Origin of the sequence: Dyadobacter sp. CY343, assembly GCF_021390335.1 — a bacterium.
Taxonomy (GTDB): domain Bacteria; phylum Bacteroidota; class Bacteroidia; order Cytophagales; family Spirosomataceae; genus Dyadobacter.
Map to the genome: position 1 here is coordinate 693798 of NZ_JAJUXK010000001.1, position 20321 is coordinate 714118.

The 20321-nt window shown below is 46.5% G+C and carries 21 protein-coding genes; 7 read left to right on the forward strand and 14 right to left on the reverse strand.

Features of this window, described 5'->3' with window-relative positions; all coding sequences use genetic code 11:
• Genes LZG94_RS02775 through LZG94_RS02785 form a run of 3 tightly spaced genes read right to left on the reverse strand, consistent with a single transcriptional unit; the run spans nt 1 to nt 4494 of the window.
• Nucleotides 1-2475: a bifunctional UDP-N-acetylmuramoyl-tripeptide:D-alanyl-D-alanine ligase/alanine racemase gene (locus LZG94_RS02775; protein WP_233790432.1), complete on the reverse strand. Its 2475-nt coding sequence runs from the start codon at nt 2473-2475 to the stop codon at nt 1-3.
• Between the two features lie 36 nt (nt 2476-2511).
• Nucleotides 2512-3633 carry a magnesium/cobalt transporter CorA gene (gene corA / locus LZG94_RS02780; protein ID WP_233790433.1) on the reverse strand — a complete coding sequence of 374 codons (1122 nt, stop codon included), beginning with the start codon at nt 3631-3633 and terminating at the stop codon, nt 2512-2514.
• A gap of 6 nt (nt 3634-3639) precedes the next feature.
• The gene (locus tag LZG94_RS02785) at nt 3640-4494 is read right to left on the reverse strand and encodes a universal stress protein (RefSeq protein ID WP_233790434.1); all 855 of its coding nucleotides are present in this window, start codon (nt 4492-4494) and stop codon (nt 3640-3642) included.
• Between the two features lie 432 nt (nt 4495-4926).
• On the opposite strand from LZG94_RS02785, the gene LZG94_RS02790 reads away from it, so the two are divergent.
• Together LZG94_RS02790 and LZG94_RS02795 are read left to right on the forward strand one after the other, a co-directional pair.
• Nucleotides 4927-6327, forward strand: coding sequence for a dicarboxylate/amino acid:cation symporter (locus LZG94_RS02790; protein WP_233790435.1), 1401 nt, complete (start codon nt 4927-4929; stop codon nt 6325-6327).
• A 30-nt stretch (nt 6328-6357) separates the two neighbouring features.
• Complete coding sequence (locus LZG94_RS02795; RefSeq protein ID WP_233790436.1) at nt 6358-6714, forward strand: Spx/MgsR family RNA polymerase-binding regulatory protein; 357 nt, start codon at nt 6358-6360, stop codon at nt 6712-6714.
• Here the strand turns inward: LZG94_RS02795 and LZG94_RS02800 are convergent.
• Nucleotides 6707-7924 carry a THUMP-like domain-containing protein gene (locus LZG94_RS02800; protein WP_233790437.1) on the reverse strand — a complete coding sequence of 406 codons (1218 nt, stop codon included), beginning with the start codon at nt 7922-7924 and terminating at the stop codon, nt 6707-6709. The two genes, LZG94_RS02795 and LZG94_RS02800, sit on opposite strands and share 8 nt — an antisense overlap.
• Before the next feature lie 58 nt (nt 7925-7982).
• On the opposite strand from LZG94_RS02800, the gene acs reads away from it, so the two are divergent.
• Nucleotides 7983-9872 (forward strand): acetate--CoA ligase, encoded by a 1890-nt coding sequence (gene acs, locus LZG94_RS02805; protein WP_233790438.1) that lies wholly within the window; start codon nt 7983-7985, stop codon nt 9870-9872.
• A 227-nt stretch (nt 9873-10099) separates the two neighbouring features.
• Here acs and LZG94_RS02810 read toward each other — a convergent pair whose 3' ends face one another.
• The 7 genes from LZG94_RS02810 to LZG94_RS02840 all read right to left on the reverse strand — a co-directional run bounded on the left by LZG94_RS02810 (nt 10100) and on the right by LZG94_RS02840 (nt 14444).
• Nucleotides 10100-10258, reverse strand: coding sequence for a FeoB-associated Cys-rich membrane protein (locus LZG94_RS02810; protein WP_233790439.1), 159 nt, complete (start codon nt 10256-10258; stop codon nt 10100-10102).
• A 17-nt stretch (nt 10259-10275) separates the two neighbouring features.
• A complete protein-coding gene (locus tag LZG94_RS02815) occupies nt 10276-10812 on the reverse strand; it encodes a YfiT family bacillithiol transferase (RefSeq protein WP_233790440.1) in 537 nt (178 codons plus the stop codon).
• Nucleotides 10813-11017: 205 nt separating this feature from the next.
• Nucleotides 11018-11812, reverse strand: coding sequence for an inositol monophosphatase family protein (locus LZG94_RS02820; protein WP_233790441.1), 795 nt, complete (start codon nt 11810-11812; stop codon nt 11018-11020).
• Nucleotides 11778-13016 carry a DUF4105 domain-containing protein gene (locus LZG94_RS02825; RefSeq protein WP_233790442.1) on the reverse strand — a complete coding sequence of 413 codons (1239 nt, stop codon included), beginning with the start codon at nt 13014-13016 and terminating at the stop codon, nt 11778-11780. Before LZG94_RS02825 ends, LZG94_RS02820 begins: the two co-directional genes overlap by 35 nt.
• Complete coding sequence (gene rsmI, locus LZG94_RS02830; RefSeq protein WP_233790443.1) at nt 13006-13707, reverse strand: 16S rRNA (cytidine(1402)-2'-O)-methyltransferase; 702 nt, start codon at nt 13705-13707, stop codon at nt 13006-13008. Before rsmI ends, LZG94_RS02825 begins: the two co-directional genes overlap by 11 nt.
• On the reverse strand, nt 13704-13994 hold the full coding sequence (locus LZG94_RS02835) for a 4a-hydroxytetrahydrobiopterin dehydratase (protein WP_233790444.1): 291 nt from the start codon (nt 13992-13994) through the stop codon (nt 13704-13706). The genes rsmI and LZG94_RS02835 overlap by 4 nt, the downstream gene beginning before the upstream one ends.
• Nucleotides 13995-14015: 21 nt before the next feature.
• Nucleotides 14016-14444 carry a hypothetical protein gene (locus LZG94_RS02840; RefSeq protein ID WP_233790445.1) on the reverse strand — a complete coding sequence of 143 codons (429 nt, stop codon included), beginning with the start codon at nt 14442-14444 and terminating at the stop codon, nt 14016-14018.
• Nucleotides 14445-14563: 119 nt separating this feature from the next.
• Here LZG94_RS02840 and LZG94_RS02845 point away from each other — a divergent pair, with 119 nt between their 5' ends.
• From LZG94_RS02845 to LZG94_RS02855, 3 genes are read left to right on the forward strand one after another with little or no spacing between them, the layout of a single operon-like run.
• On the forward strand, nt 14564-14992 hold the full coding sequence (locus tag LZG94_RS02845; protein WP_215233634.1) for an OsmC family protein: 429 nt from the start codon (nt 14564-14566) through the stop codon (nt 14990-14992).
• Between the two features lie 31 nt (nt 14993-15023).
• Complete coding sequence (locus LZG94_RS02850) at nt 15024-15845, forward strand: thymidylate synthase (protein WP_233790446.1); 822 nt, start codon at nt 15024-15026, stop codon at nt 15843-15845.
• 10 nt (nt 15846-15855) lie between these two features.
• Nucleotides 15856-16464, forward strand: a complete 609-nt coding sequence (locus LZG94_RS02855; protein ID WP_233790447.1) for a trimeric intracellular cation channel family protein — start codon at nt 15856-15858, stop codon at nt 16462-16464.
• An 11-nt stretch (nt 16465-16475) separates the two neighbouring features.
• Here LZG94_RS02855 and LZG94_RS02860 read toward each other — a convergent pair whose 3' ends face one another.
• Nucleotides 16476-17381, reverse strand: coding sequence for a DUF2911 domain-containing protein (locus LZG94_RS02860; RefSeq protein WP_233790448.1), 906 nt, complete (start codon nt 17379-17381; stop codon nt 16476-16478).
• Between the two features lie 72 nt (nt 17382-17453).
• Here LZG94_RS02860 and LZG94_RS02865 point away from each other — a divergent pair, with 72 nt between their 5' ends.
• Nucleotides 17454-17993 carry an NUDIX hydrolase gene (locus LZG94_RS02865; RefSeq protein ID WP_233790449.1) on the forward strand — a complete coding sequence of 180 codons (540 nt, stop codon included), beginning with the start codon at nt 17454-17456 and terminating at the stop codon, nt 17991-17993.
• Here LZG94_RS02865 and LZG94_RS02870 read toward each other — a convergent pair.
• Nucleotides 17980-19644: a S8 family peptidase gene (locus tag LZG94_RS02870; RefSeq protein WP_233790450.1), complete on the reverse strand. Its 1665-nt coding sequence runs from the start codon at nt 19642-19644 to the stop codon at nt 17980-17982. The genes LZG94_RS02865 and LZG94_RS02870 overlap by 14 nt on opposite strands.
• Entirely contained in the window at nt 19641-20315 is a 675-nt protein-coding gene (locus tag LZG94_RS02875; protein WP_233790451.1) for a hypothetical protein, read from the reverse strand. The genes LZG94_RS02870 and LZG94_RS02875 overlap by 4 nt, the downstream gene beginning before the upstream one ends.
• Nucleotides 20316-20321: the final 6 nt, after the last annotated feature.

Consider the following 20321-nt stretch of genomic DNA (forward strand, 5'->3'; position numbering starts at 1 on the left):
CTATTCTTTATAAAAAACGCGTTTTACCCGGTCGCCTATTCCCGTCAGGATCTCATAGGGAATAGTGCCGATCTTTTTGGCGAGGTCGATAATGGTTACTTCTTTGGCAAAAATGATCACCTCGTCTCCTTCCGCAGCATTTGCATTGGTCACATCCACCATGGTCATATCCATGCAGATATTACCGATTGTCGGGCAAAGGGTTCCATTTATGAACACCTGCCCGACACCATTTCCAAGCCGCCTGTCGTAGCCGTCGGCATAACCGATTGCAAGGGTTGCGATCGCGGAATCGTGGTCGATCTGGCCTTTCCTGCTATAACCGACGGTTTCGCCCGTGGTAAGGTATTTAATTTGAGATATAACTGTCTTTAATGTGCCCGCAGGCTGCAATGCATTCTGATCCTGTCCGGTCGCTTCTACGCCGTACAATCCAATTCCAAGCCGCACCATATCCAGCTTGAAGTCCTGGAAACGCACAATACCGGCAGAATTGAGGATATGCTTTATCGTTTTATAACCGAGTGCCTCTTCTATTTGCGCAGCACCGCCGGTAAATAAATCATACTGGTGTTTTGAAAACCCATTGTGAACACCATCGTCAGCTCCCACCAAATGCGAGAATATGCTGGCGACCTTGATCGACGAATTCTGCTTCAATTTTCCAATCAGCCAGGGAAGATCATCTGCTACAAATCCCAGCCGGTGCATTCCTGTATCCAGTTTCAGGTGAATGGAAGGAATATAAGTGCCTTTTTCTTTTTTATCAATATAAGAAATCCAGTCTTCCAGCACACGACGGCTATAAATCTCGGGTTCCAGTTTGTATTGTAAAAGCAGATCAAAAGTGGGCGTAGCCGGGCTCATTACCATGATTGGCAGCGTAATGCCATTTTGCCTCAAAACCACTCCTTCATCAGCATAAGCGACTCCCAGGTAGTCCACGCGGTGAAATTGCAGCAGGGAAGCCACCTCTGAACTCCCGCTTCCATACGCGAATGCTTTCACCATCGCCATTATTTTAGTCTCTTTTCCCACCCGCGAACGATAGTAGTTGAGGTTGTGTGAAAGTGCGTCGAGGTTGATTTCAAGCACGGTACCATGTGCCTTTTGCTGCAAGCGGTGCACGATTTTCTCAAACGAAAAAGGCCGCGCACCTTTCACCAGGATAAGACTATCTGATAGCGACTGGAAAGGAAATGTTTTTAGAAATGTATCTGTGTCAGGGAAAAATGCCTGATCTAGGAAGTCAAACAGCTGCGATTGTCCGCTGATATTCGGCCCAATTCCGATCAGTTGCTGAATACCTTTTTCTTTTAATAGTTTTGAAACCGAACCGTAAATCTCGGAAGGGGTTTGTCCGGTTTGTAAAACATCTGAAAGAATAACTGCCTTTTTCTGCCGCTGCTCCTGCTGGCCCAGAAAGTTGAGCGCCATCGAAAGTCCCTGAATATCATTATTATAGGCATCGTCAATCACATAATTATGATTGATACCCTCTTTCAGTTCCAGTCGCATTGAAACCGGCTTCAAATGCCTGATCCGATCCTGGATAATTGTCGCCGGAATGCCGAAATCGAGCATGAAAACGATGCAGTGTGTCAGGTTTTCAAGGGAAGCTTCGTCGCGGAAAGCAGTTTCAAATGTATGTGCGCCAGATTTTCCGTTGAGGGAAATCAGGGTTTTATCTTTCCGGTCCTCAAAAGTAACCCGTATATCTGCCCCCGAGCGTGGACTTCCCCAGCTCACAGTTTGTAAAAACGCATTGACCGGCTTTAATATAAGCCTGATCTCCTCGTCGATATCTGTGTAGTCTTTGCGGTAGAAGAGTTTTTTGACTTTGGTAAAAAGGCGGAGTTTCTCAGTAATCTTCTGCTTCCGGCTCCTGAAACCGTGATCATGGGCAGAGCCGATATTGGTAAAAATGCCGATAGTAGGCTGCATGACGGGTTGCAGATATTCCATTTCGTGTGCCTGCGAAATACCAGCTTCAAAAATACCCAGCGTATTTTCGGCCCCCAGGTTCCATACTGAAAGCGGGACGCCGATCTGCGAATTATAGCTTTTTGGACTCGCTGCAATGCGGTTTCCGGGAGAAAGTAACTGTACCAGCCACTCTTTCACAATCGTTTTCCCGTTACTCCCAGCAATACCAACAACTGGAATATCAAGCTGCCCGCGCTTCTCGGAAACAAGCTTTTGCAATGCCCGGATCGCCGACGGTACCGCCCATACTCTGGCATCTTTCCATGCCGCAATTACCTCTTTAATATGTTCAGGCAAATGCGCTTCTTCTACGACGAATTCGCGCACTCCCATTGCATACAGATCCGGGATGAACTGGTGACCGTCATGCCTTTCGCCTTTTATTGCGAAAAAAATGCTTTGTTCAGGAAACGAAACCTGGCGGCTGTCGGTGAGAATGTAAGCGGCGTTTGTGGAGATGGGTAGTGAAGTATTTCCGGTAAAGCTCATTCCAATGCGGTTTTTCAGGCCACAAAGGTATCAAACCTACATCCATTTTTTAGTCCTGAAATAAAATATCATCCCCACTGTAACCATCGCCATGATCGCCCATACATAATAGTAGCCGTAACGCATTTTCAGCTCGGGCATATATTCGAAGTTCATTCCGTATACACCAACGATGAAGGTAAGCGGCATGAATATCGCTGAAAAGATCGTGAGCGTTTTCATCACGGAGTTCATCCGGTTGCTGATCGTCGATAAATGTACATCCACGAGGCTGGCTACAAGTTCGCGGTAGGAATCTATCGTATCGAGCACCTGCATCACGTGGTCATAAAGGTCGCGGTAGTAGGGAACCACTTCTTTGGCGATCTGCGAATTTTCCTCCCGGATCAGCTGACTGAGCATATCTCGCAGCGGCCAGATCTGCCGCCTGGCTACGGAAAGCTCCCGTTTTAATGCGTACAATTCGTTAAGCGACAAATCATCGGAGCCTGCGATCACACGGTCTTCGGTAACATCCAGATTATCGCCCAGCTTTTCCAGAACCAGGAAATAATTATCGACCACAATATCAAGCAATGCAAAAAGCAGGTAATCCGGCCCATTCCGCCGCGTTTTTCCCACGGAAGCTTCCAACCGCGCGAGTACCGGCGTGAAAATGTCACTATTGCGTTCTTCCTGGAATGAGATCACGTAATTCGTCCCCAAAACAAAACTCACGTGTTCCGCCGATAGGCATACCGGATTTTCGGATTCTACGTGTAACATCTTCAATGTCAGGAACAAATGTCCTGAATCGTAGAATTCTAATTTTGGCTTGTGCTCGGTATTTACCACATCTTCCAGCAGCAGCGGGTGCAGCTGATACAGCTTTCCCAGCTTTTCGATTAGCCCTGTTTCGTGGATTCCGTCCACGTCCAGCCACGTGATTATCGGCTCGCCGGCGGGCGCGGGCGTGCATTCGTTCAGCGATTTCACCGCCTCGTCCCGGATCATTTGCTCGTTATACTGGATCCGCCTGACCTTGGTTTTCAAGGCAATTTCGGGACCGATATAGGTCAATGTACCGGGAGAAGTAAGCAGGTTTCGCCGTTTGTAGCGCTTTGTTTTTTGTATCAAAGGGCGCAGTTCCGGGCCGGGAGCACTTTCTTCTTTATCCAATGCTGATTAAGACTTTAGGTGGAAAACAAGCAGGGGCACGTGGGTATCGATGATCAGTTTCCTGGTCACGCTTGGGTTGATCAGAAATTCTTCAATAAACGAACGTTCGCGCGACGACATGATCAGCAGATCAGCGCCCACTTCGTCGCAATATTCTTCAATACCGTCCAGAACGTGGTTCGACTTCCGGAAAACGATCTGATCGTCGGTGATCGCGAAGTTTCCCTTGATTTCGGCGATATATTGGTTGTCAGACTGGATATTGGGTTGCGTGTCAGACTGTATTTTGAGTAAAGTGAGATTCCCGCCCAAGTGGTTCAGCAATACAAATACCTCTCTCAGAATATCGGTCTCATCATATTCAAACTGAGTTGCATATACCACTTTGCTGAATTTGCCGGGCGTACTTTGCGGCGGAATGACCAGCACCGGGCATTTGGAATGCAGCGCGATCTGGGTCGCAGAACTTCCGATCAGTTTATCCAGAAATCCGCCCGTACCTGTCCTGCCGATCACGATCAGATTAGGGTTGTATTCTTCAATCGCTTCTTCCACAGCCGAATGCACGCTTCCGAGAATCCACAGCGGCCGGACTTTGTACCCTTCTGCCCTCAGTTCGTCCGCATAATCTTCCAGCTTTTTATGAAATTCGTCTTCGAGCTCGGTCGTCATATTCAGAAAGTCCGACCCGCCGATACCCGGCAGAACGCCGCCCGGAGTGAGATTGACGTCTGCAATATACGGTTGGTAAGCGTGCAGTATCAGGAGCTCGGTAACCTCTTTTTCGGAAATTGTTTTTGCCGCCGAGAGTGCGCGTTTCGCATTTTCAGAAAAGTCGATAGGGATAAGTATACGGTTCATTTGGATAAGCGTTGAAGTTAGAAATGCTCGGTCCGAACATATTCATTTTAGACGCTGGATCAAAGGATTTAGCTCATGTTTTCAGAAATTCAGGACCTGAAATGCATATATCTAGCGGATTGTCTGCAAATTTGATGTACTGTTAAAGGGGCGCATTAAAAATTTAGTGCCAAATTGAGTAACGCGTTTGGCTTGCGCTCACCGGGCTTACCAGGACTTCTGTTTTGCATTTATCCCAGCCAATGAGTCAGTAGTAAAACAGTTTTATATTTTATTTTTATAACAAAAATTAATATAAAAAATATGCTAATGGAGGTTCAGGCGAGTTTTTATTCTGCGTTTGGCTACTTATTCCAATATGCATATAGTTGGTCTTAAATTGATTTTTTATAAGTTTACCATTACAAAAGATCTTCCATTTCGATTCTCCATATGAAGAGTAAAATTACAATCATCAACATTGCACTGATCACAATCGCGGCGCTCGCCTCAGTTTTAAGTGCTTATGATATTATTTCCCTCTCTGATAACATTCTGATCACACTGCGGTGGCTCGCGCTCGCCGGGCTGATCGTATTTGCGATAATCAAGAAAAACCTGACCACTTCTATCCTGATCTCCATGCTGGTCGGAACGGAGATCGGTTACGATTTTCCAAAAATGGGTACCGATCTGCATTTCCTGCGGCAGATATTTTTGCAGATGATCAAAACCGTCATCGCGCCACTGCTTTTTGCGACGCTCGTAACAGGTATTGCCGGGCATTCCGACCTGAAACAAGTAGGGAGAATGGGCTGGAAATCACTGCTTTATTTTGAGGTAGTTACCACTTTTGCATTGCTGATCGGCTTGTTTTTTGCCAACTGGTTCAAGCCTGGCGAGGGCATTATTCCACCCGAAAGTTTAAATGCAACCTTGCCGAAAGTAGCCGAGCAAAGCTGGCAGGATATCGTTTTGCATTCATTTCCTGAAAACGTAGCGAAGTCGATCTACCACGGAGAAGTATTGCAGATCGTTGTTTTTAGCGTTCTTTTCGGGATTAGTCTTGCATTGTTACCTGCTGCGAAAAAGGAAAAATTTGTACATGGCGTGGAGTTGCTGGCTGAGGTGATGTTCAAGTTTACCAAGATCATCATGTATTTCGCGCCGATCGGGGTAGGAGCTGCGATTGCGGAAACGGTCGGTCACATGGGGATCGACGTTTTGAGAAACCTTGCATTGCTGCTGGCTACCTTATATTGTGCATTGATCGTATTCATCCTGATCGTTTTTGTTCCGATCGCATTGTTTGCACGGATACCAATTATCAAGTTCGCAAAAACCATTTTCGAGCCCGTTTCCATCGCATTTGCAACTACAAGCTCAGAATCTGCATTGCCCAAAGCGATGGAGAAAATGGAGAAATTTGGTGTGCCGAGGCAGATCGTTTCGTTTGTAATGCCCACCGGGTACAGCTTTAACCTCGACGGTTCCACATTATATCTCGCACTCGCAACGGTTTTCGTAGCGCAGGCAACCGGTACCGAAATGTCGATCGGGCAGCAGCTTACGATGGTGTTGCTATTGATGCTAACCAGCAAAGGAGTAGCAGGTATTCCGCGTGCGACGCTCGTTATTTTACTTGGTGCAATCGCGAATTTCGGAATGCCTGAGTGGCCGGTTTTACTGATTATGGGCATTGATGAATTAATGGATATGGCGCGAACTTCGGTCAATGTTACCGGAAACTGTCTCGCTACTGCGGTTATCGCACGCTGGGAAGGGGAGCTGGACGACGAGAAAATGCATAACTCCGATTTGATACCAGACGAGCCGGCTGCAGCCCAGATTTGATCTATTTAGAATGAAAGAATTAGTAAAATAATGCTGACCCTGTACGGAATACCCAACTGCGATACCATCAAAAAAGCCCGTACGTGGCTGGAAAAGAACAATATAGCTTACACCTTTTACGACTACCGGAAAGAACCGATCAGTACCGACAAAGTCGAAAAGTGGTTTAAGGTTTTTCCCTGGGAAAAAGTGATTAACAAAGCCTCAACTACCTGGAAAGAGCTTTCCGCGGAAGAAAAACTGGCAGTAACAGACGAAAAATCGGCTGCAAAACTGGCGGTAGCCCACACAACGGTCATTAAAAGGCCGGTAGTCGAAGATGCCAGCGGGAAAGCGGTTACACTTGGCTTTTCAGAGAAAATTTACGAGGAGACTTTCCTTAAATAGTGGCTTTCGTCGTCACGATCACAACCTTTGCATTGTCCGAAAGCGTGGTAGCGAACAGGTAATGCTCGCCGCCTTCTTTCAATTTCCACTTTTTTCTTAATTCCTCTGTTTTTGCGGGGAAATTCCGAGTGGTCAAATTTGCTTTATCTCCACCAATATGTTTCGAAATTTCGCGCATATCGGGCTTGCAGATCGCAGTAATTTTAAACGAACGTCCCGGAAAATTTGCTGCCAGACTTTCAGAAGTATACAACTGGCTATTCACCGCGAGCTTGCTCACAGCATACCTTTCACAAATCGTTCTAAATGCGCCTGCCTTTAAAACGGCGGCGTGCGGCTCGTATAAATAATGAATTGGCGCGGAGTAAGTGACACGAGCATTCCTCTCGGTTTCCCGGTCAAAATCAAGCGATTTAAATGCAGCTCCCTGATCATCCAGAATGCGAACTTTAATTGTAAAACCTTCGGATTTGTGATTCTTATCCAATACAAAAAGCAGCTCTTTGCATTCCTGCTCATAACCGATTGTGTAAACTTCTTTCAGGTTTTTCAATTCACGCGAAGCGAGATCAATATCCAGTAACGGAGAGGTTTTTAACAGGATATTGGGCGTATTTTCAAACAGGATTTCCTGATTTGAAACAATATCCGGCGTGCAGTCAGAAAGCAAAACTACTTTTTCCCGCTGCTCATTTCGCCTCGCCGGATCTGCGTAAATCCAGTCGGCGGGGATATTTTCAGCCTTTAATGCAGCAAGAGAATTGGCTGCGTGAACGGTTATTGTTTCTGCTCCGAGTTGCCGAAAGTTATATTCCGCAGTAGCAGCGACGTTTTCCTGCATTTCAAAATAATGCGCAGCCTTGAAATTCCTGCTCATATAAAAGCAATCCACGCCCATTCCACCGGTAATATCTAAGAGCGTTTCGCCAGAAATGAGGCTCGCCTTAAAGCGCGCAGTGGCCTCGGACGAACATTGCTCCACGGAGAGGGCAGGAGGAAAGATCAATTTTTCATTCGCATACCAATCCGGCAACTTTTTGGCTGCTTTTTGCCGGGATATGATCTGCGCCGCTAGTTTCTTGATATCCAATCGCTTGAACTGAGCGGCTTTCAGTATGAGCTGACTTGCATTTTCGTGTTTGTGCTTATTGATAAATGCGATCTCCGAATCGGAGAGGCCGGTTTCTTCCATTTCAATTCTTTTATCCAAACCAAAATTATAACTTGTCGCCCAATATCCTATTTCCCTAAGTTAACCTTTATAAATCATGAGAATTAAGACCTTTGAAGAGTATCAGGTTGCCTACAAGCACAGTGTAGACGATCCCGAAGGTTTCTGGGCGGAAGTAGCCCAACAATTTCAATGGCGTAAACCCTGGAAAAAAGTCCTGAGCTGGGATTTTACACAGGCTAATGTGAAATGGTTTGAAGGTGGTGCCATGAACATCACCGAAAATGCGCTCGACAGACATTTAGAAACGCAAGGAGACCAGATTGCCATGATCTGGGAGCCGAATGATCCCGAAGATGCAGCCGTTTCTATCAGTTATTATGTGCTTTACGACCGCGTTTGCCGGTTTGCCAATGTGCTGAAAAAGCACGGAGTCAAAAAAGGCGACCGGGTTTGTATATATCTCCCGATGGTTCCCGAGCTGACTGTCGCCGTGCTGGCTTGCGCCCGGATCGGAGCGGTTCACTCTGTTGTATTCGGAGGTTTTTCTGCCAAATCTATCGCCGACAGGATCAATGATGCAGCGTGCACGATGGTCATTACATCCGACGGAGCATTGCGGGGGAATAAGGTAATTCCTATGAAAGCGACTGTCGATGAGGCGCTTGTTCAATGCAATACAGTTAAGAATGTAATTGTAATGACCCGCACCCGCACACCGGTTTCTATGCTCAAGGGGCGTGACCTGTGGTGGGAAGAAGAGGTAAAACACGTCGATTCTGTTTGTCCGGCCGAGCCGATGGACGCGGAGGATATGCTGTTTATCCTGTATACCTCGGGATCAACCGGCAAGCCGAAAGGCGTCGTGCATACCTGCGGCGGTTATATGGTGTTTGCTGCTTATACTTTTGCCAATGTATTTCAATATGAAAAAGGCGAGATACATTTCTGTACAGCAGATATTGGTTGGATCACCGGTCATAGCTATATCGTGTACGGCCCACTTTGCTGCGGGGCAACATCCGTCGTTTTTGAAGGAGTTCCCACTTTCCCCGATGCAAGCCGGTTGTGGCAGATTGTTGAAAAACATAGAGTTAATATCCTTTACACTGCGCCTACGGCAATCCGTTCGCTGATGAGCTTTGGCCTGGACTATGTAAACGGATATGATCTTTCTTCTCTTACAAAATTGGGTTCAGTAGGCGAGCCGATCAATGAAGAGGCCTGGCATTGGTATAAAACCAATATCGGCGGCGACCAATGTCCGCTGGTAGATACCTGGTGGCAGACCGAAACGGGAGGTATCATGATATCTCCACTTGCCGGAATTACGCCTGAAAAGCCGACTTATGCCACATTGCCGCTGCCCGGTATTCAGCCCGTGCTGGTCGACGAGTCGGGGAATGAGATTGAGGGAAATGGCGTGAGTGGAAATCTTTGTATCAAATTTCCGTGGCCAGGGATTGTCAGAACAACTTACGGCGACCATGAACGCGCGAGGCAAACTTACTTTTCCGCGTATCCCGGCATGTACTTCACCGGTGACGGTTGCCTGCGTGACGAAGATGGTTACTACCGCATTACGGGCCGCGTCGACGATGTATTGAACGTGTCAGGTCACCGGATCGGGACAGCGGAAGTGGAAAATGCGATCAATATGCATTTGGGTGTGGTAGAATCCGCGGTTGTGGGTTATGCTCATGATATTAAAGGGCAGGGAATTTATGCGTACGTCATCGCGGAAAATGAAGTTGACGATGAGGAAATGTTCCGCAAAGATATTGCCGCAACAGTTGCCCGTATTATCGGACCGATTGCGAAGCCCGATAAAGTGCAGTTTGTGACAGGTTTGCCGAAAACGCGTTCCGGGAAAATCATGAGAAGGATTTTAAGAAAAATATCAGAGGGTGATATGAATAATCTGGGCGATACGTCCACATTGCTCGATCCGGCTGTTGTGGAGGATATTAAAAAGGGTGCGTTGTAATTTTTATCGTGTTATAAAAAATGCATTGTAGTGTTTAAATGCATTATAATGTGTAACAGGAAGCCCCGCCGGGGCTTTTTGTCATTTTGGGCAACCACGTTTTCTAGAAACAGGGAATGCCTCTGGCATGAAGGCCCCAGCGGGGCCTCCTGTTTGTAGAATGAATTTCGGGAATACAAAAAGGCCCCAGCGGGGCCTCCTATTAAATATCAATTTTTGAAATCAATTTACCTTTTTACATTCACCGCCGCCTTGTCGGCCGCGCAGCCACAACCTTTCGCACAACCTCCGGTATTCTTGCTATCAAATGCCTTCCAGGCGCGCCAGGCAATATAGCCGGCGGCTGCAAGAAAGAGCAGTAATATGATGATCTCTTGTGTAAGCATAAATCAAAAACATTGACCTACCTCCAATTGTTCCTTACGGCAAGCTGAAATGCGTGCTGATAATGGTGTTCGCTGTGCCAGGCGTAATTGGCAATCACTTCATCGAGGCGGAAAACCCGGCCTGTTGCAGGATGCGTGTAAGTTCTGGCCAGGTCTTTTTCATCCATTGAATTTAGCAGCAAAACCCAGCGTAAATGCACGTAGCGCATCAATTGAATGGACAAATCGATCTGCGCCGTCTTCGCATCGGGCAGCTCAGCCCACAGTTGCTCTTCGTAAGGTTTGATCACCGGATTATCTTCTGTCAAAGCGAGTCTACAGCGCGTATATGCATTAATGTGACTATCCGCAACATGGTGCACCAACTGGCGAACTGTCCAGCCATCTGGCCGGTAAGGTGTATTCAGCCTATCGTCTTCCCAGCTTCCCAAAAGGTTAATAAACTTGGAAGGCAAAGCACTTATAATCTGAATATTCGACTTCACCTCAGCAGCAGAATAACTTTCCTGCGACTTAAACAAGCCAATAGGATAACGCAATTGATCAATGTCCATAGTGATTTTGTTACTTCGGCTGTCGGCTCTCGGCAGTCGATTTAATATTGTTATGAATTGTATAATTATTTTCAGATTTCCCATCAGCTAATTGCTAACGGCTAATAGCTAACAGCCAAAGGGCATCCTACACTTCCCTTCGACTGCGCTCAGGGTGACAAAAGGGTCTCATCCTCCTTCCTCCCCTTCCTCCCTTTCTCCCTTCCTAAAAATTCTCCTTAATCACCGCCACCAATTCATGGTGTGCGGGGCCGGCGGTAGCAATGATGTCGCCGCTGAAGAGGTAATTGTCCGAACCGTTGAAATCGGTAACCGTTCCGCCTGCTTCCTTGATCATCAAAACGCCGGCTGCCATATCCCAGGAATTGAGGTTGTATTCGTAAAAACCGTCAAATCTGCCTGCTGCTACGTACGCAAGGTCGACTGCGGCTGCGCCCATTCTCCGGATACCATGCGTTTTTTGCATGAGTAGTTCGAGAATGTACATATAGCGTTTTTGTTTTTCAAATTTATAATAGGGAAAGCCGGTCGCAATAAGACTATCCTGCAAAATCGGTACGCTCGACACTTTCATCGGCTTTCCATTGCACCAGGCACCTCCATCTTTCCACGCATAAAACATTTCATCCAGATTAGGCTCGTGGATAACGCCCAGCAGAAGCTCTTTACCTCTTGCTAACCCCACGCTGACGCAGTAGACAGGTATTCCATGAATGAAATTAGTAGTTCCGTCGAGTGGATCAATGATCCAGTTAAGTGCAGTCGGGTCCGGTTCAATGCCGGTTGTACCTTCTTCGGTAATATAGCTGGCTTCGGGTAAAAGGTTGCTTAATCCTGCCACAAGCAGCTTTTCGGCTTCCTTATCTACATAAGAAACCAGATTGTTCAAATCCTTATATTCAATTTTATCCCGTGAAAACAGCGCCGCTTCCTGTTGAATAAAGGTAGAAGCCTGCTTTACGATCTCAATCGTTTTTTGTGTTAGCAATTCCAGATTCATACTCCTTTTCCCCCGACGGGATTTTTGAAAGTGAATTATTAATGTAATATACCCTTACGATCAATATGAGCAGAATAGGGATAACTACATAGTTATGCTTGGTAGCATTACCTGTTGCGCAAAGTAAGAGAAATCCATAAAAAATCAAGAAAAACTGGAACCAGTAAGGTTTCTTCTTTTCAGAAAGCACAAATATCACCGGAAGCCAGAGTGGAAATGCCCAGAGGATATCGTAATTCCAGGTAGTAACGCCGTGGTTGGTCCCAAACCAAAGCACAAGCAATATCCAGCCCGCGAGCCCAACAATGGAGAACAGAATCTTATCCAAAAGAAAGTTGATCTTCTCCTTCCTGATCTGCCAGTAAGTGAATGCAAGTACCAGCACAGCGAGCGTCCAGAAACAAACTGCGGGCGTAAAAAATCCGGGCGGCGGTGTCGGCTGGGCAGTAAAAAGTGGTTGTGTGGTCAATACCAGCGGCTCGGTGCCTTTGGCGGTTTTTACCTTTGCATCCGCAAATGCTTTAGCCATATTATCCGGTAAAAAAGTCGCCTGATCGGCAGTTGCGATCTCGTCCGAAGGCGCGCCTATTGCCAGGTCCATTCCAAAGTCGGCCCAGGGTTTTTGCTTGTAAGCGTACCGATCTATCCACTGCCGGAAACTTAGCTTTTCTTTGGTATAACCATTATAAATCAAACTATCGCCGCAAGCCGCCTGCAATGCGCCCGACATGCGCGTGGAGCAATTGTCGTAAAAGAATTTGTATTGATACTCCCGGTTTTCAGGCAGATAATTGTTTTCCAGAAACTCAAAAAGCTTCTGTTTCTGGCTGTTTGAGAGGTTTAATACCTGCTCAGATATCGAGCGGTTCTCCATTTGCCAATGCGCAGCCTGCAACGAAAATTCTGATACAGAAAGTGAATAGGGAAGCGTGCCACGTAAAAATTTAATATAGAAGTTACCTTCCCCGAAACTGAACGTACCATAATTATAAGCGCGGTCAACGCCGGTAACAGGATCGTAAATCCACAGCACACTATGCCCGAAACCCGAATACAATTCCTGGCCGGGACCAACGGTAACCAGGCTTGCTTTCGCCTCGGGACTCAGCATCGGCAACTGCGCGTTGACGGATGATATTTTTAGCAAAAACACAAATAGGAATATAGCAATACTCCGGAAGCGGCGGGGGATGTTAATCCTCATATTTATCAGTTTTCTTTTTTTCTTCTGCTTTGCCGGCAAGTACGATCACAATCTCGCCTTTTACGGTTTTTGGGGTAAAATAGTCAATTACTTCTTGCAAAGTACCTTTTACATTTTCTTCAAAAATCTTGGTCAGTTCCCTGGAAACGCAAACCTGCCGGTCGGCGCCGAAGTATTCCACAAACTGCTGCAATGCTTTCAGTAACCTGTGCGGGGATTCGTAAAAGATCATCGTCCGCTCTTCACCGACCAAATTTTGCAGGCGTGTTTGTCGACCTTTTTTATGAGGTAAAAATCCTTCGAAAGTAAAACGGTCGCACGGTAAGCCCGAATTCACGAGCGCAGGCACGAATGCAGTGGGACCAGGCAGACATTCAACGTCAACTCCCTGTTTAATACATTCCCGTACCAGCAAAAAACCGGGATCTGAAATCGCAGGCGTTCCTGCGTCTGAAACGAGCGCCATTGTTTCGCCTTTAAGAATGCGATCGACGATCCGCGTTACGGTCTGGTGCTCATTATGAATGTGATAGCTATGCAAAGGTTTGGAAATTCCCAGATGTTTGAGCAGCGAGCCCGATGTGCGGGTGTCCTCGGCGAGCACTGCGTCAACGCTTTTTAAAACATTGATAGCACGTAAAGTGATATCTTCCAGGTTTCCGATGGGAGTGGGTACGATGTAGAGTTTCATTTAAAAATAGCCGGATAATCACTTGCGCAAAGCCGGCCGATCGGTTTATTTTCTTTTTCAAAGATCGTGTCAATAGCTGCTGCCAGTTTTTGGTCTTTTTCGGTGACAATATCCCCTTCGCTGTGCGTATTCAATTCGAAGCTCACTTTGTTGTAAGTGTTGGTCCAAAAAGGGTGGTGGTCCATTTCGTTGACTACCTCCGAAACCTCAGTCATAAATGCAAAAGCTTCCCGGAAATCCTTAAAAGTGAAACTCTTGTTCAGTTTGTTATCTTTCTCTATCCACATAATCCTGTTGGTTTGTTGATCTTAGTTTTTAGTAGCGTGATATTCCACGAACTTGTCGGGCGCATTTCCTTTGATACAGGTAATCGTTTCGATCACATACAGACTATTGCCTTTGAAGTTCCCGGTGCCTTTCATGGATATCCTCCCGCAGCCATCCTCGCCCGTGCCTCTGTCGAAACTGAACTCCATTCCGTTCATTTCCAGCTGCTTGGTGTGGTTAAAAGGCGTGACTTCTTCGAGATTATATTGCTTGTCCGTCACTTTACTTACCTTGATCGTGACAGCCAGCGAATCCTTTTTTGACTTGTTAAAAAACTTGTACCCCTGATAGGTCCCGCTCGGCTCCTTGTCCGCATTGAGCCTTTCAGTTGGCTGTGTATTGTCGTCAGCTTTCTTGCAATTGACGAGCAAAAACAGCGAAAGCAGCATTGCTATGCAGGTTTTTAACATTTCATGGCGCGGTTAATACTTAATCAAACGAATATACGAGGATTATCGTTGTTTTTAAATGATCGGGTTAAACACCCGAATCGCATTTGATAAGTATATTTGCAGCTTTTAAAATTGTTATGAAAATAGAACTAGTCCGCGTTGATGATGCCTTCCATTTCGAAGGTTCGGGTTCATCAGAAGTAAAAGTACATACCGACGGATCTCCCGAAATAGGAGGTAAAAACCAGGGTGTCAGGCCCATGGAACTGCTGCTTATGGGATTAGCCAGTTGCAGCGCGATCGATGTGGTAATGATCCTTAAAAAGCAGAGGCAGGATATTACCGATTTCCGCGTAACCGCCGATGGTGACCGGGAGCAGGAAGAAAATACCGAGCGCAAGCCTTTCCGCAAGATTCATTTGACTTTCAAATTTGCTGGTAATCAATTGGATGAGAAGAAAATAAACCGTGCGATCGGTCTTTCAATGGAAAAATATTGCTCTGCCACCGCACAGCTCGAAGCGCTTGCGACGATCACTTACGACGTGGAAATTGCAAATGTTTAACCCTCATTATTGACTTTAATATCACTGCCAGATGCAACAATACCAGGACCTACTCCGCCATATTCTTGACCACGGAGTCCGCAAGACAGACCGCACCGGAACCGGAACGATCAGCGTTTTCGGCTATCAGATGCGGTTCAATCTGAAAGACGGATTTCCTCTGGTAACCACCAAAAAGGTCCACACCAAGTCGATTATCTACGAGCTGTTGTGGTTCTTGAAAGGGGATACTAATATTAAATACCTGACCGATCACGGCGTTTCGATCTGGAATGAGTGGGCGGATGAAAATGGCGATCTGGGGCCGGTTTATGGAAAGCAATGGAGAAGCTGGGAAGGGGCAGACGGAAAGTCGGTTGACCAGTTGCAGGAGGTTTTGAAACAACTTAAAAATACGCCTGATTCGCGCCGGATCATGGTTTCTGCGTGGAATCCTTCGGAATTATCTAAGATGAAATTGCAGCCTTGTCACGCATTGTTCCAGTTCTACGTGGCGCCTCCGGATACTGAAAAAGGAGAAACGAAAGGTAAATTGTCCTGCCAGCTTTACCAGCGCAGTGCGGACGTTTTTCTGGGCGTACCCTTTAATATCGCGAGTTATGCGTTGCTCACGATGATGATCGCGCAGGAATGTGATCTCGATCTGGGCGATTTTGTGTGGACTGGCGGGGATACCCATATTTACCTCAACCACCTCGAACAAGTGGAGACGCAGTTAAGCCGCGAGCCGCGTGCATTGCCGACAATGGCGATTAATCCTGAGGTGAAAAGTGTACTGGATTTTGAATTTGAAGATTTTGAGCTCCGTGATTATAATCCGTGGCCAGGTATCAAGGCGCCGGTAGCAGTTTAGCATTTCAGAAATGAGTATTCAATACATTCTTGAAATCATCGGGACTTTTGCCTTTGCGATATCCGGCGCACTGGCTGTGAAGGACTTACAAAATCCAGATTGGTTTGCGGCCTTATTTACCGCATTCATTTCCTCGATCGGCGGCGGAACTTTGCGGGATATTCTGCTTGGAAGCTACCCACTTGTCTGGATCAGCGACATTACTATTATCTACGCGATACTGGCCGGTGTGCTCGCTACTTTTATATTCTTTAAATTTCTGCTGAGATTAAGAAAAACGCTATTCCTTTTCGACACTTTCGGGATTGCATTATTCACAATCGTAGGAACTGAGAAAGCGCTACATTTAGGTGTAAAACCTGAAATAGCGGTTATTATGGGCGTTTTCTCAGCTACTATGGGCGGCGTGATCCGGGATGTGATGACGAATGAAATTCCTATCATTTACAGAAAAGAAGTGTACGCAACCGCTTGTCTCGCAGGAGCTTGCAGTTATTTAATATTTAACGACCTGGGCATGGAGCGGAATACCGCATTTATCTCTGCCTCACTCGTGATCATCGTGATCAGGCTTCTCGCTGTAAAATTTGAATGGAGTATACCCCGGTTCTTTCGGTAAAAATCAGCAGGCTACTTCTTCTTCTTTTTGCCTTTTACGCTTGCTGTGGCTGTTTTTGGAGTCACTTTCGGTTGAATCGCCGCGATCGTTTTCTCAATTTCTCCTTTAAAGAAACCTGTAAAAGCCTGATCTGACGCAGTGCCGAGTGTCAATGCTTTCTGAGCTACCGGTAATGCCTCATTATATTTCCCCAGTTTGGCTAATATCGAAGCTTTCAGCCACATATTGTAATACGATTCTTTGAGTCCGATCGCCTTGTCGGCCCAGGAAAGTGCCAGTGGCAGATCTTTTCCTTTTGTAAGCAAATAGCCGGCTGCGCTTTCCAGTGCGGCTGTATCTTCCGGCTTTTCTGCAATTGTTTTATTGAGCGCATTCATAGTCAGTGTTTCTGTGCGAACTGATATCGGCACTGGCACTTTCACCGACGACCAGGACAGAATCATATAACCGGTGCTGTCGGTAACAGGCTCAACATCAATCTTAAAAGCTTCGTTGAACTCACCGGAAGTAGGGGCAACCTGAATGCGGGCTACATCTTCGGATTCCTGGTAAGCCTCCGTTCCCTGTTCATATTTTTTGTTCAAAATCAATGTCCACGCAGCGCCCGACGGAATGGAAAGCAATGCATATTTCCCGGCAGGTACCGTTCTGCCGCCGAAGCTGAATTCCGTACTGGCTTCGAAGGTAGTCGGGCTATTTGCACCTGTACGCCAAAGCTGGTTGTAAGGCGCCAGCGCAGAGCTGTCAGCGAAAACTTTCCGTTTTTTGAGTGTTGGCCGGGAGTATTTGACCGTAAAATCAGTCACACCGATCGTCTGCATAACCTGCGCGCCCTGGCTCGGAGCCGGCGTGCGCTGCCCGATTGCATAAGTAGTCAGCAAAACAGCAAGCGAAACAGTTAGTATATGCTTTTTCATCCGAGTAAGGTGGTTTTGACGTGATATGTTAAACTTGTGGTGAAATTAGAATTAAAAAATCAGATAGCCTAGATGAAACGACACAGCTTGCTTGCACTCCTCGACGCGTACGCACCCGAAAACGGAGAGGAGGAAAATATGTATTTGGACATGATTGAATTTATCAGAAAAAACCCGGATTGTTTCAAAAGAACCCTTTTAGAAGGACATATTACCGCATCTGGTTGGGTTTTATCGGCTGATAAAAAGTCGGTACTGTTGATGCATCACTTCAAACTGAACCGCTGGTTCCAGCCCGGCGGGCATTGTGACGGAGATCCTGACGTGAAAAGTGTTGCGCGTAAAGAAGTGTGGGAGGAAACGGGAGTCAAGGATCTGATTTTAGCCAAAGAAGGAATTTTCGATATTGATATTCATACAATACCTGCCCGGAAAGACATTCCAGAGCATTTACACTATGATGTAAGATTTGCATTTCTATCTGATAAGGATCAGCAGATTGCGGTCAATAGCGAATCTCTTGACGTAAAATGGATCCCGGTTTCGGAAGTAGCGAAGTACAATGATTCCGAATCTATTATGCGAATGGTTAGGAAGACTATTTCTTTATAAACTTTAAAGTACGCTCCTGATTATCAACTTGAATGCTGATGAGATACAAGCCTGCGGGAAGATCGCCGGCAAAGATCGTATGACTTTCGGTCAGTCGCTCATTTTTATCATAGCGGGAAATACCATTGATCCCGAGCAAATTCAGTCGCGCTTGCTTGCCGATTAATGCGGGAGGAATAGTGAGGGTAACATTGGAAGTGACCGGGTTGGGAGCCAATACAATTGCGCTAACGAGCTCTTTCTCAGTGCCGAGCGGAGTGAACTCATCGGCGATGATCTGCTCCGCTTTTACCGCGCTAGGCACGCCATAACCCAGCAAATTATCCGGCGCCGCTGCCTGGTGACCCGATTTTTTGAGCACGTAAATAATCTGCTGGGCTGTCAGGCTCGGGTGCGCCTGCCAGAGTATTGCGGCCAGTCCGGCGATTAATGGAGAAGAAAAGGAAGTACCGTTGCCGCTTGCCGCGGAGCCTGAAACGGTACCGACCACAGTTCCTAGACCAACGGCTGCTAAATCTGGCTTTTGCTGGCCTGCCGCATTGGGCCCGATCGAACTCAGGGCTGCATAGCTGCGGTCATAGTTGGAAGCGCCCACCGTAAGCACAGAATCCACGTCAGCCGGGGCAGTAATGTAGCGCCACGAATTATTGCCTTCGTTACCAGCCGAGTTCACGACGAGCATTCCGGTACGCGTCGCAAAACGGGCCGCACGGCTGATAATGGTCGTTTTTCCGTCCATATCCTCGTAAGTGTAGTTATAGGCGTCACTCGCGAAATCATCATCAAATGAATAGTAGCCCAGCGAAGTATTGATCACATCCGCACCAATACTATCCGCGCGCTCGGCTGCCAAAAGCCACGTAATCTCTTCGTAAGGCGACTCGCCAAAGTCATTTTCGGTGTGATACAATGCATACGAAGCCTTGAATGCCGCGCCGATCATAGTGCCCGGCTGGTAGGCAGCCATCGTGGAAAGCACATTAATTCCGTGAGAACCGGAATTGTAAACATTGGTTTCCCGGTTCAAAAAATCATAGGTATCCAAAATCCTGTTTTCAGTACGGACCTGGTTGAGAAAGCCCAAAGTATTTCCATTCACGAAACCATTGTCCATCACAGCGATCAGCATATTCTCACCCTGAAAGCCTTTTTTATGTAACTCGGGGACCTCCATTAATGCAAGCTGCGCATTCATATTTCCGTAGTTCAGGTCTTCTGCTGCTGCAAACTTTTCATTCGTTTTCGCAACGCGCTGAATACCCGGGGATTTTTCGGAGACGTTAGCAACCGGCAGATTCAGTTCAATACCTTTGTAAAAAGCAAGTTTTTTGATCGCGTCGAGTTGCGTGGCAGAAGCTTCAACCAAAACCCCATTGAACCAGCGGGACGGAAAAATGACCTGGGCGCCGGTTTGTTTTAATGCAGTGATATAGGCAGGATTGACGGGTAAGTCGGTGCTGGTAGCCGGAATATTTTGCCGCATTCTCCTTGCTACTGCTCTTTCAGAAAGGAAATCTGCGGGCTTGTCGACGGAATAGGGCGAGCCGGCTTTGTCTTTAAAAAGCACGAGATACCGGGGGTTGCTTTGCGCAAATGCTGCATTTGAAATAGCAGCTAATATGAAAATGACAGTGAATAAAGATTTGCTCATTGTTTTCCGAATTTTTCAAGAATAAAAACTTCCTTCCAGCCCGATTCAATTACGCCTTTTCCAATGCAGTCGCCTGAGTGACAGTACTGCAAGTTAAGCCGCTCGCGCATTACCAGTCCAACGTTTTCGGCATATATTTCAATATACTTATCTCGCGACAAAAGTGTTGAATCGTCCTGGCGGATAATCGTTACTGTTTTTGGATAGTATTTGCCATTGATCTCCAACGGTCGATCTACATCCCGGGCAGCGCTTTCGGAAACCTTTGAGCTGTTGTAAGTGCTGCAATCCCATTTTAAACCTTCTGTTAGTGGAAAATACATTTTGGCAATAGGTTTGCCATTTTCCTGTTCAAATGCCTGATTAATAGTTGTCCAGGCTGCATTTACAGAATCGGTTTTCCATTCATTTGCTGCATTTCTTGTACTGAAATGAATAGGATAAATGAGTTGACCGTCGGTATTCATGGCGTTGCCCAATAGTCGGTGAACTTGTGAATATGCTTTCTTAGTCGGCTGATTCTCAGAATAAACAGTTTTCTCAACCCTAAACTCAGAATATGCGCCCGCTTCCAATGGAAAGTAGCTCTTTCCGGGCGAATCCGGGCCGGGGGTATGTTGGCAGGAGATGAATAGTAAGAAGGAAAATAGTGTGGTAGTGGTTCTTAGCATGTGTAT